The organism is Vibrio sp. 14N.309.X.WAT.E.F5 (assembly GCF_030397615.1).
Lineage (GTDB): Bacteria > Pseudomonadota > Gammaproteobacteria > Enterobacterales > Vibrionaceae > Vibrio > Vibrio lentus.
Map to the genome: position 1 here is coordinate 459,006 of NZ_JAPNXR010000001.1, position 12,778 is coordinate 471,783.

At 41.5% G+C, this 12,778-nt stretch carries 20 protein-coding genes and 1 pseudogene; 20 read left to right on the plus strand and 1 reads right to left on the minus strand.

Annotated elements, in window-relative coordinates; translation table 11 throughout:
- Positions 1–10 precede the first annotated feature (10 nt).
- The 7 genes and pseudogenes from OW495_RS02020 to OW495_RS02050 all read left to right on the plus strand — a co-directional run bounded on the left by OW495_RS02020 (position 11) and on the right by OW495_RS02050 (position 4,283).
- Positions 11–476: pseudogene (locus OW495_RS02020) on the plus strand (ASCH domain-containing protein).
- A 95-nt stretch (positions 477–571) separates the two neighbouring features.
- Positions 572–1,516 (plus strand): D-2-hydroxyacid dehydrogenase family protein, encoded by a 945-nt coding sequence (locus OW495_RS02025; protein ID WP_289884656.1) that lies wholly within the window; start codon positions 572–574, stop codon positions 1,514–1,516.
- Positions 1,517–1,554: 38 nt separating this feature from the next.
- Entirely contained in the window at positions 1,555–2,055 is a 501-nt protein-coding gene (locus OW495_RS02030) for a GNAT family N-acetyltransferase (RefSeq protein ID WP_289884659.1), read from the plus strand.
- 42 nt (positions 2,056–2,097) lie between these two features.
- Complete coding sequence (locus OW495_RS02035; RefSeq protein WP_289884660.1) at positions 2,098–2,604, plus strand: HAD family hydrolase; 507 nt, start codon at positions 2,098–2,100, stop codon at positions 2,602–2,604.
- A complete protein-coding gene (locus OW495_RS02040; protein WP_289884661.1) occupies positions 2,597–3,193 on the plus strand; it encodes a class I SAM-dependent methyltransferase in 597 nt (198 codons plus the stop codon). Before OW495_RS02035 ends, OW495_RS02040 begins: the two co-directional genes overlap by 8 nt.
- Positions 3,194–3,304: 111 nt before the next feature.
- Positions 3,305–3,685 carry an STAS/SEC14 domain-containing protein gene (locus OW495_RS02045; protein WP_289884663.1) on the plus strand — a complete coding sequence of 127 codons (381 nt, stop codon included), beginning with the start codon at positions 3,305–3,307 and terminating at the stop codon, positions 3,683–3,685.
- 184 nt (positions 3,686–3,869) lie between these two features.
- Entirely contained in the window at positions 3,870–4,283 is a 414-nt protein-coding gene (locus tag OW495_RS02050; protein WP_029223502.1) for an NUDIX domain-containing protein, read from the plus strand.
- A 52-nt stretch (positions 4,284–4,335) separates the two neighbouring features.
- Here the strand turns inward: OW495_RS02050 and OW495_RS02055 are convergent, their stop codons facing one another.
- Positions 4,336–4,737, minus strand: a complete 402-nt coding sequence (locus OW495_RS02055) for a YkgJ family cysteine cluster protein (RefSeq protein WP_017107975.1) — start codon at positions 4,735–4,737, stop codon at positions 4,336–4,338.
- Positions 4,738–4,935: 198 nt separating this feature from the next.
- Here OW495_RS02055 and OW495_RS02060 point away from each other — a divergent pair, with 198 nt between their 5' ends.
- From OW495_RS02060 to OW495_RS02125, 13 genes are all read left to right on the plus strand, one after another.
- A complete protein-coding gene (locus OW495_RS02060; protein WP_012604036.1) occupies positions 4,936–5,097 on the plus strand; it encodes a hypothetical protein in 162 nt (53 codons plus the stop codon).
- Positions 5,070–5,786 carry a pseudouridine synthase gene (locus OW495_RS02065; protein ID WP_289884669.1) on the plus strand — a complete coding sequence of 239 codons (717 nt, stop codon included), beginning with the start codon at positions 5,070–5,072 and terminating at the stop codon, positions 5,784–5,786. Before OW495_RS02060 ends, OW495_RS02065 begins: the two co-directional genes overlap by 28 nt.
- A gap of 68 nt (positions 5,787–5,854) precedes the next feature.
- A complete protein-coding gene (locus OW495_RS02070; protein WP_102383068.1) occupies positions 5,855–6,229 on the plus strand; it encodes a VOC family protein in 375 nt (124 codons plus the stop codon).
- Between the two features lie 95 nt (positions 6,230–6,324).
- A complete protein-coding gene (locus tag OW495_RS02075; protein ID WP_289884673.1) occupies positions 6,325–6,933 on the plus strand; it encodes a sugar O-acetyltransferase in 609 nt (202 codons plus the stop codon).
- Positions 6,934–7,150: 217 nt separating this feature from the next.
- Entirely contained in the window at positions 7,151–7,675 is a 525-nt protein-coding gene (locus OW495_RS02080) for a hypothetical protein (RefSeq protein ID WP_289884675.1), read from the plus strand.
- 135 nt (positions 7,676–7,810) lie between these two features.
- Entirely contained in the window at positions 7,811–8,638 is an 828-nt protein-coding gene (locus OW495_RS02085; protein ID WP_102327510.1) for a TIGR02391 family protein, read from the plus strand.
- 105 nt (positions 8,639–8,743) lie between these two features.
- Entirely contained in the window at positions 8,744–9,124 is a 381-nt protein-coding gene (locus tag OW495_RS02090; RefSeq protein ID WP_289884680.1) for an HNH endonuclease signature motif containing protein, read from the plus strand.
- 141 nt (positions 9,125–9,265) lie between these two features.
- Complete coding sequence (locus tag OW495_RS02095) at positions 9,266–9,514, plus strand: hypothetical protein (protein ID WP_289884682.1); 249 nt, start codon at positions 9,266–9,268, stop codon at positions 9,512–9,514.
- Positions 9,515–9,684: 170 nt separating this feature from the next.
- Positions 9,685–10,152 (plus strand): cold shock domain-containing protein, encoded by a 468-nt coding sequence (locus OW495_RS02100; RefSeq protein ID WP_289884684.1) that lies wholly within the window; start codon positions 9,685–9,687, stop codon positions 10,150–10,152.
- Positions 10,153–10,293: 141 nt separating this feature from the next.
- A complete protein-coding gene (locus OW495_RS02110; protein ID WP_289884687.1) occupies positions 10,294–10,851 on the plus strand; it encodes a cysteine hydrolase in 558 nt (185 codons plus the stop codon).
- A gap of 124 nt (positions 10,852–10,975) precedes the next feature.
- Positions 10,976–11,383, plus strand: a complete 408-nt coding sequence (locus tag OW495_RS02115) for a GFA family protein (protein WP_102291266.1) — start codon at positions 10,976–10,978, stop codon at positions 11,381–11,383.
- A 123-nt stretch (positions 11,384–11,506) separates the two neighbouring features.
- The gene (locus OW495_RS02120) at positions 11,507–12,199 is read left to right on the plus strand and encodes a hypothetical protein (RefSeq protein ID WP_289884802.1); all 693 of its coding nucleotides are present in this window, start codon (positions 11,507–11,509) and stop codon (positions 12,197–12,199) included.
- Positions 12,200–12,248: 49 nt separating this feature from the next.
- The gene (locus OW495_RS02125; protein ID WP_102339711.1) at positions 12,249–12,725 is read left to right on the plus strand and encodes a GNAT family N-acetyltransferase; all 477 of its coding nucleotides are present in this window, start codon (positions 12,249–12,251) and stop codon (positions 12,723–12,725) included.
- The last annotated feature ends 53 nt before the right edge of the window (positions 12,726–12,778 follow it).

The following is a 12,778-nucleotide window of genomic DNA, read 5'->3' on the forward strand; positions in this document are numbered from 1 at the left end:
TGGACAAATCATGGAAGAAAGAAGCAAAGCTTATCTCGATAGCTACCTCAATACATTGTCAGCAGACGTTGCCTCGCAATACACCTCCTTTAGTGCAGACTATTACTGCGCCGACGAATACAACGCCAATCTCTGCGCGCAGCTGATACTCAAAGGCGAAAAACAGGCTTCTTGTAGCCTTGAATATTGGTATAGCCATGAAGGAGAAGCGATGCCTGTCGTGGGGCATTTGCAAGTCGTCACTGATTGGGATGGCAAACCAGTTTGTATCGTTGAAATTACCTCTGTTTCTTCGTGTTCGTACAACGAAGTGACTGCCGAGTTTGCTGCCGCCCGAAGGAGAGGGTGATAAAACACTCGAATGGTGGCGAGAAGCGCACTGGAACTTTTTCTCTCGTGAATGTGAAGAGCTCAAGATAAACCCGAGTGAAGATATGATGCTGGTACTTGAGCGTTTCAAAGTGGTTCATCAATAAATGGTGAGTTTGGAAAGTGTCCAAGGATTAATTGAATCTTAACTCGTGGCACTTAAATGCGTAAAGCGGTTAAGCGATACAACAAGGAGTGTGTAGTGAAAATAGCGATACTGGATGATTATCAGAACGTAGTAGAAAGCCTTGAGTGTTATAGCAAGTTAGAACAGCATGATGTTACGGTATTCACAGAAACCTATCCTGAAGATGAACTGGTGTTAAAACTGCGCGAGTTTGATGCTTTGGTCCTTATTCGCGAACGAACGGACATTACAGAGTCACTACTTTCAAGGCTTCCAAACTTAAAACTGATTAGCCAAACGGGCAAAGTCAGTAATCATATTAACGTTCAAATGTGTGAGTGTTTTGGCGTGAAAGTATTAGAAGGGCGCGGTTCACCTGTCGCACCGTCTGAACTGTGTTGGGCGCTTATCATGGCAGCGTCTCGACACATTCCAACTTACGCTTCAAACCTCAAGCAAAACCAATGGCAAGATTCAGGCTCATTAGGGTTAGGTCGAACTTTGAAAGGGCTAAAGCTTGGCATTTGGGGTTACGGGAAAATCGGTAAATGCATTGCACAATATGCCAAAGCATTTGGGATGTCTGTAGTGGTGTGGGGCAGCCAGCAATCAAGAGTTCAAGCGCAGGCTGACGGATTTGAAGCATCAGCAACCAAAGAAGACTTCTTTCGAGATGTTGATGTGCTCTCTTTGCACTTACGTTTGAACGATGCGACGAAAGGGTGTGTTACTGCAAACGACCTTCAGCTAATGAAATCAGATTCGCTGTTTGTAAACATCAGCCGTTCAGAATTAGTTGAACCACAAGCTCTATACCGTGAATTACGTAAAGTTCCGACTAAGCGCGCCGCCGTCGATGTTTTCGATTGTGAGCCAGTAACAACAGACGCTGAACCTCTATTATCCTTACCTAACGTCACGGCAACGCCACATTTGGGCTATGTTGAACAAAATAGCTACGAACTCTACTTCGATATCGCTTTCGACAACATTCTGTCCTATCAAAGAGATGGCATGTAGCGATAGAATCTGCCCAAAGCAATAAAAGGTCGAGAAGTATGAGCTTAACAATCAGAGAAGTAACAGTAGAAGATGCACAAGGAATTATTGATGTCTTGAATCCAATCATTATCGAAGCGCGTTATACGATCTTGGATCAGACTTTTACTGTTGATGAAGAAAAGGCATTCATTGAGTCGTTCCCTGAGCGTGGTGTGTTTAGCGTTGCAGTTAACGAAGCTACGAGTCAGTTACTTGGCTTCCAGAATGTCGAGCCATTTGCTACTTATACTAAAGCCTTTGAGCATGTTGGTATCATTGGAACCTATGTTGATGCCAATAGCCGTGGGCAGGGTGTCGCCAAGCAGTTGTTTGATTACACATTCAAAGCAGCGAAAGCCAAAGGTTATGAAAAGCTGTTCGCCTATGTAAGAGCAGACAATGAGCGCGCATTATCGGTTTATCTGAAGCAAGGCTTTGAAATCGTCGGAACGGCTAAGAAACACGGTAAGATTGGTGACCAGTACTTTGACGAAGTTCTTATTGAGAAGTTCTTATAGGCTCGCCTAAACGCTAGAAATTCATCGTATGCAGGAGGCAAGATGACAAAGCTAATCGAATTAACAGAAATAGTCTTATTCGACTGGGGCAATACGCTGATGGTCGATTTCCCAGAAGCACAAGGGAAAATGTGCGACTGGGAAGTTGTCGAAGAAGTTGCAGGGGCGCGTGAAGTGCTAGCTGTGCTTTCGAAACAGCACAAACTCTATGTCGCAACCAACGCCGCTGACTCGACAGAACAAGATATCATTCAAGCATTTGAACGAGCTGGTCTGTCTCAGTATCTCTCCGGTTACTTCTGCAAGGCGAGTCTTGGCGTATCGAAATACGATTCTGATTTTTATCCTGCCATCATTACACAGTTAGGTGTTCAAGCTCAGGATGTGACGATGATTGGAGACACTCTCGAAAAAGACATCTACCCTGCGTTAGCGAGTGGTTTACACGCTGTGTGGTTGAACACGGAAGGCACTGTTCTTAAGTCAGAGCATCCGAATATCGTACAAGTTCAAAACCTAAGCGAACTGTTAGGGAAGCGCCATGGATGACCATTCAGAGATCTGGCGCCAGTATTACCAAAAAGCACTAAGTAAACTTCATTTAAAGAGAACTGAGTTCGCAATTAAACTGAATGAGTCAGGCTTAAGTGTTGCGATTGATTGTGGTTGTGGAACAGGCAGTGACATCGCTTTTTTAGAACAGCAAGCGTATCAAGTGTATGGTTTCGACGTTAATCCTGATTCGATTGCTATATGTCGGGATCGTTTTGGTCGCAAATCTTCGGTCGAGATATCTGAAAATGGATTTGAACACTATGATTACCCTAAATCTGGCGTAGTGATTGCTAATTCGAGTCTGTTTTTTTCTGACCCAACCCGTTTTGACGGGGTTTGGCACAATATTGAAAACTGTCTTGAAATCGGTGGTGTATTCGCAGGCGATTTCATGGGCGTCGATGACAGTTGGGCACATGGCTATCGAACCCCAACAACGCCGTTAACAAAAGCCAAAGTACTTAGCTTATTCAACGACTTTGAGATAGTACGATTCCATGAGCGAGACGAACAAGCACTCACGTCGCTGGGTAGGATGAAGCATTGGCACACTTACTCGGTCGTTGCGATTAAGCGTCGTTAAAGTCAGTAACTAAAACTCGTTCAGATGCTTGTCTGTTTTGACGCCAACCTCTCATCTCTTTGTTGTTTAATCCTCTAAGCTAACTCTAGTTTCCATTAAGAGGACTAGGTTATGAGTATCGAACGTCATGGAATATCTGTTGGCATTGAACGTGTTAGCGGTGAAACCATCGTTGTGTTTAAAGCGAAAGGCAAACTCACACACGATGACTATCAAGCGATGATGCCAATTCTGAATACCACACTAGAAGAACTCGATTCATCTGAACTTAAGATGCTGGTCGACATTTCAACCTTAACAGGATGGGAGTTACGTGCAGCTTGGGATGATTTTAAACTTGGGCTAGAACTGAACTCGAAAATAGACAAAATTGCCATCTACGGTGATAAAAGCTGGCAAGAAATGGCATCAAAAGTCGGGAGTTGGTTTGTGTCGGGTGAGATTCAGTCTTTTGAAGATCATGATTCCGCTATCGAGTGGCTAGTTGATTAATTCAACCACAGTTCAGTTCTTATGACAGCTGGCGAGTGTTCTACTTGAAGGCTGTCGTTTATCGACTTTCAAAACCATTCCCTAAGCAATTCAATAGAATATGTTCACTGCTGAATGTAATATACGCCTAGCGCGATACGTTGTGCTAACCAAAATAATAAACACAATAACAAGGTCTAAGAACATGAATAAGGTAATTGATAAGCTCGCTTGGATATTCATTGAAGATGGCAAGTTGCTGATGGTGAGGTCAAAAGGCAAAGAGCTGTTCTACTTGCCGGGCGGAAAGCGCGAAGCAGGGGAAAGTGACGAGCAAGCATTGGTTCGTGAAATCAAAGAAGAAATATCAGTAGACCTAGTACCTGATTCCATCAAATACGTTGAAACGTTCACTGGCCAAGCTGATGGCAAAGCAGAAGGCGTGTCAGTGCAATTGACGTGTTACCTTGCAGATTATACTGGCGAACTCGCTCCAGACGCTGAAATTGAAGAGCTTAAGTTTGTTGATGGTAACGACAGAGCAGTATGTTCATTGGCTGCTCTTGTTGCGCTTGATTGGTTAGAAGCAAACCAGTATTTACCACTTATCAGTAAATAATGGCTCGTTAATATAGAACGACTGTTTAGTGAGGATCTTTATAGATCAGTGCTTATGAAAAGCTTGAAGGGCGACTGTCTTTCATAAGAATGTCGAGTTTTCTTTGAGCTTTTTTCGTATCTTGTAAATCCACCACCTCAATCATCTCGCATTCATCTCTTACCATCTCATTGATTAAGCTCGGATAGTGTCGGCAATCTTCTGGTCGGTCTAAGTAAATGCTGCACGTATATTTCGCTTGGGCATTCTTATCTTTCGTTGGAACAACTTCTAGGAAAGGGCAACGACTTAAGCGTTCGCCAGATTTAGGATCAAACCAGATCTCACTACCGCGAACATATTCAAATATGTCTGGGTTGAACAGCTCCCACAAATCAATCTCTTCTTGAGTCGCGGCAAGGTCACCATCTCCATATTTGATACAGCATTTTCCGCATTGATTACAATTTTTCATTAGTGACTTCATTGGTTGGTGAGCTTTTGTCATTTTACCACTGATAGCCGTGGCACGTTGATTTTGTTGTCCATCACTCGGAAACTCAAAGGAGCAACCTGATTTGATATTCATTTATCTAAGTCACAACACTGCAAACAGGGATGTAAACAGTGATACAATTTGCGCCTAGCAAGTTATTAAAACAAAGGCATAAAAATGAGAACCGTATACACCACTGAAGGCGACATTAACGCAAAGAAACAGAAAGACGCTTACCCAAAGTTGGCGCTATGTGATAACTGCGTTCGAGACTATGTGGTGATTGCTCAAGGTGAACGCACCTATAAGCCTTGTGCGAAATGTGGTGCAGACGATTAATGCGCCTTGATAAATACCTTTGTAAAAGCACAGAACTAACAAAACTCGAAGCCGTTCAGCGAATCCAAAACGGTGAGGTGAGTGTGAACAGTGTGGTTGTGCTAGACGAATCTACTCAGGTTCATGAAAGTAACGCCATCTTGCTCAATGGCGATGCATTAACGCTACGAGAGTTTAGATACATCTTAATGCACAAGCCTGCGGGCACCATCTGTTCCAATATCGATGAAGTGTACCCATCGCTTTTCAATTACCTAGAGTTAGAGAAAGCGTCTGAACTGCACATCGCAGGGCGGTTAGACGCCGATACCACTGGTTTAGTGTTGATCACCGATGATGGCCGTTGGTCTTTCAATATCACACTGCCGACTAAGTCGTGTAAAAAGGTCTACCGCGTGACATTGTCACGAGATATAAAAGACGAGGTCGCTGATAAATTCAAGGCGGGTGTTCAGTTGCAAGGCGAGAAAGCCCCAACGCGCCCAGCAGAATTAGAAGTGGTAAGCCCGAAAGAAGTGTTACTGACCATCACAGAGGGTAAGTTTCATCAGGTTAAACGAATGTTTGCTGCTGTTGGAAATAGAGTGGTAGGGCTTCACCGAGAGCAAATAGGCGAAGTACGTTTAGATGTCGAAGAAGGCCATTGGCGCTATCTCACCAAAGATGAAGTTAGTTCTTTTAGCCAGTAACCTAAAACCAATTAAAGCATAAAGCCTAGCGATAAATCTGGGCTTTAAAACAGAAGGAATTGTTTATCATGGAAAACCTGAAAGTCGCTGAAATAAAGTCGTTTGTGCCAGCGAAAGACTTCGATTTGTCTAAGCGTTTTTATCAAACTCTCGGCTTTGAAATCATGTCTGAATTCCATGATATCGCCTATTTTCGTCACGGCGATTATGCATTCCTTTTACAAGATTTTTACGAACCTGCGCACTGTCACAATTACATGATGCACTTGCTGGTGGAAGACGTAAAAAGTTGGTATCAGCACGTGCAAAACTCTAATGTAATGACGGAATTTGAAGTAACCGTTACCGAGGTTGTAGAACAGCCTTGGGGAATGCTTGAGTTTTGTATCACTGACCCTAGTGGCGTGCTATGGCGTGTTGCCGAGAACATCAGGCCACGTTAGCCCGTAAACTTGTTTTAAGACCAGTGAAACGCTTCAAATTATCCATATGTCGCTTTATTTATACCGCTCTCGGTAATTATCAAATAGGTTAAAACATGGATATAAAGGCAAAAATGCACAACCAAGACGTTTATTACTGTGATGACGTTGATCTGGTCGCCGAGCAAACACAATGCTTAGAAGTGCTTTACGATTTCAACCACACTCGCCCGAGTGAAGGTGAGAAGCGCCAGCAAATCATGAAGCAACTGTTCGCAGAAGTCGGCGAGGGTTGTTACATCGAGCCACCATTGCACGCCAACTGGGGCCGTCACACGCACCTAGGCAATAACGTATATGTGAACTTCAACCTAACTCTGGTCGACGACACAGACATATTCATCGGCGATAACGTGATGATTGCACCTAACGTAACCATCGCGACAGGCACACATCCCATTAGCCCGGAACTTAGGCTCAAAGCCGCGCAGTTCAATGTTCCCGTTCGCATCTGTAAGAACGTATGGCTTGGCGCGCACACAGTAGTACTTCCAGGAGTCACCATTGGTGAAAACTCGGTTATCGGAGCGGGCAGCATAGTCACCAAAGACATCCCAGCGAATGTCGTTGCTGTCGGAAACCCGTGCAAAGTGGTACGTGAAATTAATGAACGTGACCGAGAGTATTACCACAAAGATCGCCGCATTCCAGACGAGCTTAACTAATCCCTGTCACCCATAATTTCGCTGGCTTGGCGTTTGGTCATGCTATACAGAAAGATTCTGCATATTCTCTAAAGCCGATGCTAGCTGTGATATAAGTCATTGTTGTATAATGGCTAGATTGCATATGAAGTATGTGCAGTAGAAACTAGACAGAATTAGTCTGCATTTAAATACAGAATTATTCTGTCTAATAAAGCTGTTATGTGAATGAGGAAGTATGAAGCAAAAATTTAGTCGTTCTAAACTTAAAAAGTGGTTGAAGAAAGCTGCTGGTGTGACTTTGTTATCAATCAGTTTAGTGAACAGTGCATCGAGTATTATTACGAACACTTCGTCTCCTAAATTAGTTGCCCAAGCAATGGAGCAACGTATTGAGTCCTTTCCTAAGGGAAGTTACTTGGTCGAATATGAAAGAAACGATGACGAAGAGCAAGATGACTTTCCTTACAATAAAACAGTATGGGCTTTGGCGTATGATGCTAATCTATCCCGTGGTGGAAAAATTCTGAATTTAACTACTTTATTAAGTGATTTAGGCGATTTTGAGTACATTATTAGCACAACTAAAGACACAGGCGCATACAATTTAACTTCTGTATTTGCAAAGCAACCCGAAGACCCTCTTGAGCTTGAAGCGCTGGTTGGTACTTTAAAGAAACATACTTCATTTGTTACGGTCGAAGATGGCTCTGGTGAAATGCACGGTGGAAATTCTTTTATCAATGGGAAACAATTCACATAACAAACAATTTAAGAGTGATTCCCCACGCTTGGCATTTTTGGTTTGGGTCTAGTTCAGTGTTTACGGCGTTCAATTATAGTGTCGTGGTAGCGTGGCTCACACCTTAATTGGGCGTTATATTTTTTAAGGAAGCTTATGGCTGCTATTAAAAGTCTAGATTTAAGTATTATCGAATCAGTTTGTAAGTTACTTGGTAATACGGAAACTGGTTTTACTGGAACTGAAATTGGAAAGCTACTCTATGAATCAGGAATCGAAGATATTGATTCTGTAAACACCAAATGGAAAAGGCTCAATTCAGCTTTAGCCAACAAGCAAATCATAGATGGTTGCTCTAACAACGTACTGGCATTCATTCAGAATGCAATTAGCCCTGCTCGCCATTACAATAACCTTGAGTGGTTCAATGACACTCGATATCAGTTAAATAAAATTCTTAGCTTTGCTGGTTTTAATATCGGTGAAAATGGAATAATAGGAACAGTTACTAAGTCGAACACCATCAGTGAAGCGGCAGCTAGAGCGTATAAACTCAAAGACCACCTTGTTTCTCGTAATGTTCATCCCGACGTTCTAAAATATTGCAAAGAGGAGTTAGTTGTAGATAACTATTTCCACGCTGTATTTGAAGCTACAAAAAGTGTAGCTGATAAAATTAGAAATAAAACGGGTTTAACATCTGATGGCTCCGTATTAGTTGATGAAGCGTTTTCTTTTAAGCACATTCCTCATTTAGCACTCAATTCCTTAGTTACCGAAAGTGAAAAGAGTGAGCAAAAAGGCTTTATGAACTTACTAAGAGGTTTATTTGGTACTTTTCGCAATACAACAGCACACGCACCAAAAATTACGTGGTCAATAGAAGAAATTGACGCACTAGATATACTTTCAATGGTTTCTCTAGTTCACCGTCGATTAGACAAAGCAACACAAGCAAAAATGATATACGAATCAAAAATATAACAAAGTATTTAAATCTGACTCGTAAACGTGTGCCGAACTCGCTTCGCTCAAACATGGCACACGTTCACTTACAGCTTAATTTGGCGTTAGCTATCAGGAAAAGCTATGTATAAAGATACTAAAGAATTTAAAGTATTAATGGAAACTGGCCATTGGGGGCCTATAGAAGCGGAGTTAGGTGTAGAGTTTGGTTTCAAATGTGCGTACTGCGACAAGGACATGTTTGAGTCTGTTGATAGTTATAAAGAATGGCAGACAGATCATATTATACCTTCATCAAAAGGTGGCGCTGACGAACTGAGAAACTATGCATTGAGCTGCCGGACATGTAACTTTATCAAAAGTACTTGGAACCCTAAAGACCATGTAGTTATTGAAAAATATCGCAAAGCTGACCTTATAGCTATATCTCGAGAATATATCACTAATAAAAGAGCTGAAACTCAGAAAGAAATAGAACTCTATAATAAACTCATCAAAAAATAGTTAACAAGGCGCTAAACCCAACACTTAACACTTAACACTTAACACTTGGCAATTTCGCTCCGCGGAAGTATATACCAAGGTTTCGTGCGGGTTAGCTTGGCGTTAGCATACAGATTGAGTTTTCATACAAGGAAGGTTTATATGTCTGATAATAGAACTGAGCTACACGGCAGTAAGTGTAATCAAAAAACAACACATCGAAGATTAAGTAGCTCAGAGATTAAAGCCCAAAAAGCCGAAAAGAATAATCCAAAGTATAAAACTCTTCATTTTTTGTTTAGCGTCTTACTCAATCAAAACAGTTCAAAATCAAACATCTGTTACTTTAAGTGTACTGTTTGTGGTTCAGAATACAGCAACAATGAAAGTATGCCTCACGGCTGGGGTTAAACTCCTCGTTCTACTTTGTACTAACAAGTTGCTTAACAAAGACTCCTAACGCTTGGCGACCTCAGTCTCAACTTAGTTTCAGTGTTTATGGCACAGTGGCATCGGCATTGCGTTGCGTTGCTCAAACCTTAGCAGGGCGTTATACCGCTATGTAAAAAACGGGAGAGGATATGAAAGGACAAATTGTTCGCTGGGTTGATGAGCGCGGTTTTGGGTTCATAAACTCCAATGAACTGGATGGTGACATTTTTGTTCATGTATCCAAGTTCAAAAAAGGATACCGACGCCCTCGAATAGGGGACCAAGTAGAGTTTCAACTGGCAAGTAATCAACCTAAGTTAAGTGCGGAAAGTGCTCAGTTAGTCGGTGTCAAATCACAGAAAAGCAATCCTTTTTCAGTTGTATTATTAGCAGTTATCGTCGGTTTAACCGGCGTAGCCTTATATCTGTTTTATATAGAGCCTAAGTTGAATCCTGCATATGAAAATATGGGGTTCAGTTGCCAAGGCAAGACTTACTGTAGCGAAATGGCGTCTTGTGATGAAGCAAAATTTTATCTATCAAATTGTCCGAATGTGAAAGTCGATGGCGATAATGATGGAACCCCTTGCGAGAATCAGTTATGTGGCAGTTGGTAGGATCGGTATAACAAATTGTTCAAGAGTGATTCGGCACGCGTGGCATTTTTACTATGCGTTGCTTTTAGTGGTTAAGGTGGTATGCAGTAGTGTTGGGTTGCTGATTTTTTAACGTGACGTTATCTTTCCATAGAGGTTATTGTGACCAAATTACTATTAGTTATTGATATGCAGGAGGACTTTTTTCAGCAGGGCAGGCTTGGTGAGAAAAGAACTGAACTTACTCACTCGTTGAACGAGTTGGTACAAGCATTTCGTAGAGAAAATCAGAAGATTATTTGGGTGCGTCAAGTCTTCAAAGACGATTTGTCAGATACGTATTTGGCGTTACGACAATCGAGTCAAAAATGGACTATCCAAGGTACTCGTGGTTGCGAGCTACTAAGTGAGTTAGTTCGATATCCAGATGAACATGAGATTATCAAAAAGCGTTATAGTGCTTTCTTTGGAACAGATCTTGATGCGATCTTAAATGAAATGTCACCTAGTGAAATTGTGATTGCAGGTGTAAATACTCATGCATGTGTGAGAGTCACTGCTATCGATGCTTACCAACGTGACTACCATTTATTATTGGCTAAAGAGTGTATTGATTCATACGATCAAGGTTGTCATGATGAATCATTTGGATACATGGTTAATAGTGGAATCGGAGTTCCATTATCCAATACTGAGGTCATCGATAGAATGAAAACTTAAGAGTGATTTTCTACGCTCGACACTTCAATTCAAGGTTGGGTTTTGTGTTTATGATGCAATGAGTTAGGTGGTAGCGTCGCTCAGCACTTAAAGCGACTTAAGTGGAATTAGCTAAGGAATTTAGATGTACAAAGGAAGTTGTTTGTGTGGTTCAATTCAGTTCGAATTGGATGGGGGTGTCACTGATATCATTCACTGTCATTGCTCTTTGTGTCGTAAGGCAAGCGGAAGTGCTTATGCCACTAATGGTTTCATTAATGCTGAAGATATCAAGTTAACAGACAAAAATAATACACTTACCTTTTACGAAAGCAGTGAAGGCAAGCGGAAGTACTTTTGTAAAACTTGTGGAAGTCCAATCTATAGTTCAAATTCACAATCCCCAAAAAGGCTTCGCCTTCGCTTAGGTATATTGGATACAGAAATATCGGAACGTCCTATTTCTCATAACTTTGTTACATCAAAGGCTAACTGGGATGACTTAGATGTTGAGTTACCTCGTAATGAAAAGCACGAAGTTGGGCGAAAGTAGGCGCGGTTAAATCCGTTTAACAAGGTGTTGAAATTGACGCTCAATACTTGGCATTTTCACTTCGTAAAAGTATATGACATAGTTTCAAGTGGTTAGTTTAGCGTTATACGCTCAGAGGAAATGATGATTCAGAGTATTTATGATGACATGTGGCAAAGGTTTGAATTGGCATTAAAGCGCAATGAATATGAACTCGATCCATACCTGTCGGAGCTTGAAAATGATACTCGAAGAGGCATCACTGCCTTGGCGTATTTAAATCAAGGGAATAGCTCTACCATCAATGAAATAATTCGTTTTCAGAAAGAGGTACGAGAACTCGAACCAAAGCAATACTATCACCCATCAAATGAGCTGCACCTAACCGTTTTGTCAGTGATTTCATGCTTACCAGAGTTTGCCGTAACCGAAATTGATGTTAATCCTTATATCGATGTTTTTCGTTCGGCTCTCAAAAATGCAGGCAAAATAGAAATTAGGTATCACGGTGTTAGTGCTTCACCTAACTGCATTGTAATTCAAGGCTTTCCAACATCTGATACTTTAGAGCGACTTAGAAATGAGCTTAGAACGCAGCTAACTGAAGCAGGGGTAAGAGTAACTTTCGATAGCCGTTATAAGCTAGTTACAACGCATAGCTCAATTATTCGGTTCAAAGCCCCACTCAATGATGCAAAGCAACTTTTAGCCTTATGTCAGCGGTATAAGAATCACGATTTTGGTCGTGTTGTGCTTGAAGATTTCGAGTTGGTTTTCAATAACTGGTATCAGAATTTAGACGTCACCAAGTCTTTGGCAAAGTATAGGGTGCAATAGTTAGCACGCGTTATGTTGCGGACTAGTTCTATATAAATAAAGGATAAAAATGGTAGTACTCAGAGAAATGCGCCAAGAGGAATATCCGGCTTATTGTCAGTATTTCATTGACGATTACAGTCAGGAAATAGCTAAAAATTATGGACATTCTTTAGATGTCTCAATCGAATTAGCCAAGAAGGATTTGCATCGTTGCTTCCCTAACGGGCTAGAGGGAAATGAGCATTCATTATTATGTATTGATGCACAAATCAATGGTGAGCTTAAGCTGGTGGGTTATCTTTGGCACTCAATAAACATAAGTGATAAATCTACTTTTATTTATGACTTTTTTGTTTCAAGCGAATATCGAGGTTTTGGTTTCGGAACTCAATCTATTTCAGCGTTGGAAGCTCAACTACAAACGATTGGTATCAGTCAAATTAAGCTTAGGGTCGCGTACCATAATGAACGAGCGCTTAAATTATACAAAGACGTTGGTTTCGAGATTACTGGTTTCAATATGTCTAAGAAAATCAGTGGGTAACTTCAACATGACATGCGTCCAGAGCGATGACTAGCGCGTCGTATTCTCGCTGT

Bases quoted from the DNA above. Each gene is read 5' to 3' on its own strand.
- OW495_RS02040 (WP_289884661.1), top strand. From the start codon at position 2,597: ATGGATGACCATTCAGAGATCTGGCGCCAGTATTACCAAAAAGCACTA.
- OW495_RS02080 (WP_289884675.1), top strand. From the start codon at position 7,151: ATGAAGCAAAAATTTAGTCGTTCTAAACTTAAAAAGTGGTTGAAGAAA.
- OW495_RS02095 (WP_289884682.1), top strand. From the start codon at position 9,266: ATGTCTGATAATAGAACTGAGCTACACGGCAGTAAGTGTAATCAAAAA.
- OW495_RS02120 (WP_289884802.1), top strand. From the start codon at position 11,507: ATGATTCAGAGTATTTATGATGACATGTGGCAAAGGTTTGAATTGGCA.
- OW495_RS02125 (WP_102339711.1), top strand. From the start codon at position 12,249: ATGGTAGTACTCAGAGAAATGCGCCAAGAGGAATATCCGGCTTATTGT.
- OW495_RS02100 (WP_289884684.1), top strand. From the start codon at position 9,685: ATGAAAGGACAAATTGTTCGCTGGGTTGATGAGCGCGGTTTTGGGTTC.
- OW495_RS02035 (WP_289884660.1), top strand. From the start codon at position 2,098: ATGACAAAGCTAATCGAATTAACAGAAATAGTCTTATTCGACTGGGGC.
- OW495_RS02070 (WP_102383068.1), top strand. From the start codon at position 5,855: ATGGAAAACCTGAAAGTCGCTGAAATAAAGTCGTTTGTGCCAGCGAAA.
- OW495_RS02055 (WP_017107975.1), bottom strand. From the start codon at position 4,737: ATGAAAAATTGTAATCAATGCGGAAAATGCTGTATCAAATATGGAGAT.
- OW495_RS02115 (WP_102291266.1), top strand. From the start codon at position 10,976: ATGTACAAAGGAAGTTGTTTGTGTGGTTCAATTCAGTTCGAATTGGAT.
- OW495_RS02090 (WP_289884680.1), top strand. From the start codon at position 8,744: ATGTATAAAGATACTAAAGAATTTAAAGTATTAATGGAAACTGGCCAT.
- OW495_RS02085 (WP_102327510.1), top strand. From the start codon at position 7,811: ATGGCTGCTATTAAAAGTCTAGATTTAAGTATTATCGAATCAGTTTGT.
- OW495_RS02075 (WP_289884673.1), top strand. From the start codon at position 6,325: ATGGATATAAAGGCAAAAATGCACAACCAAGACGTTTATTACTGTGAT.
- OW495_RS02050 (WP_029223502.1), top strand. From the start codon at position 3,870: ATGAATAAGGTAATTGATAAGCTCGCTTGGATATTCATTGAAGATGGC.
- OW495_RS02060 (WP_012604036.1), top strand. From the start codon at position 4,936: ATGAGAACCGTATACACCACTGAAGGCGACATTAACGCAAAGAAACAG.
- OW495_RS02045 (WP_289884663.1), top strand. From the start codon at position 3,305: ATGAGTATCGAACGTCATGGAATATCTGTTGGCATTGAACGTGTTAGC.
- OW495_RS02030 (WP_289884659.1), top strand. From the start codon at position 1,555: ATGAGCTTAACAATCAGAGAAGTAACAGTAGAAGATGCACAAGGAATT.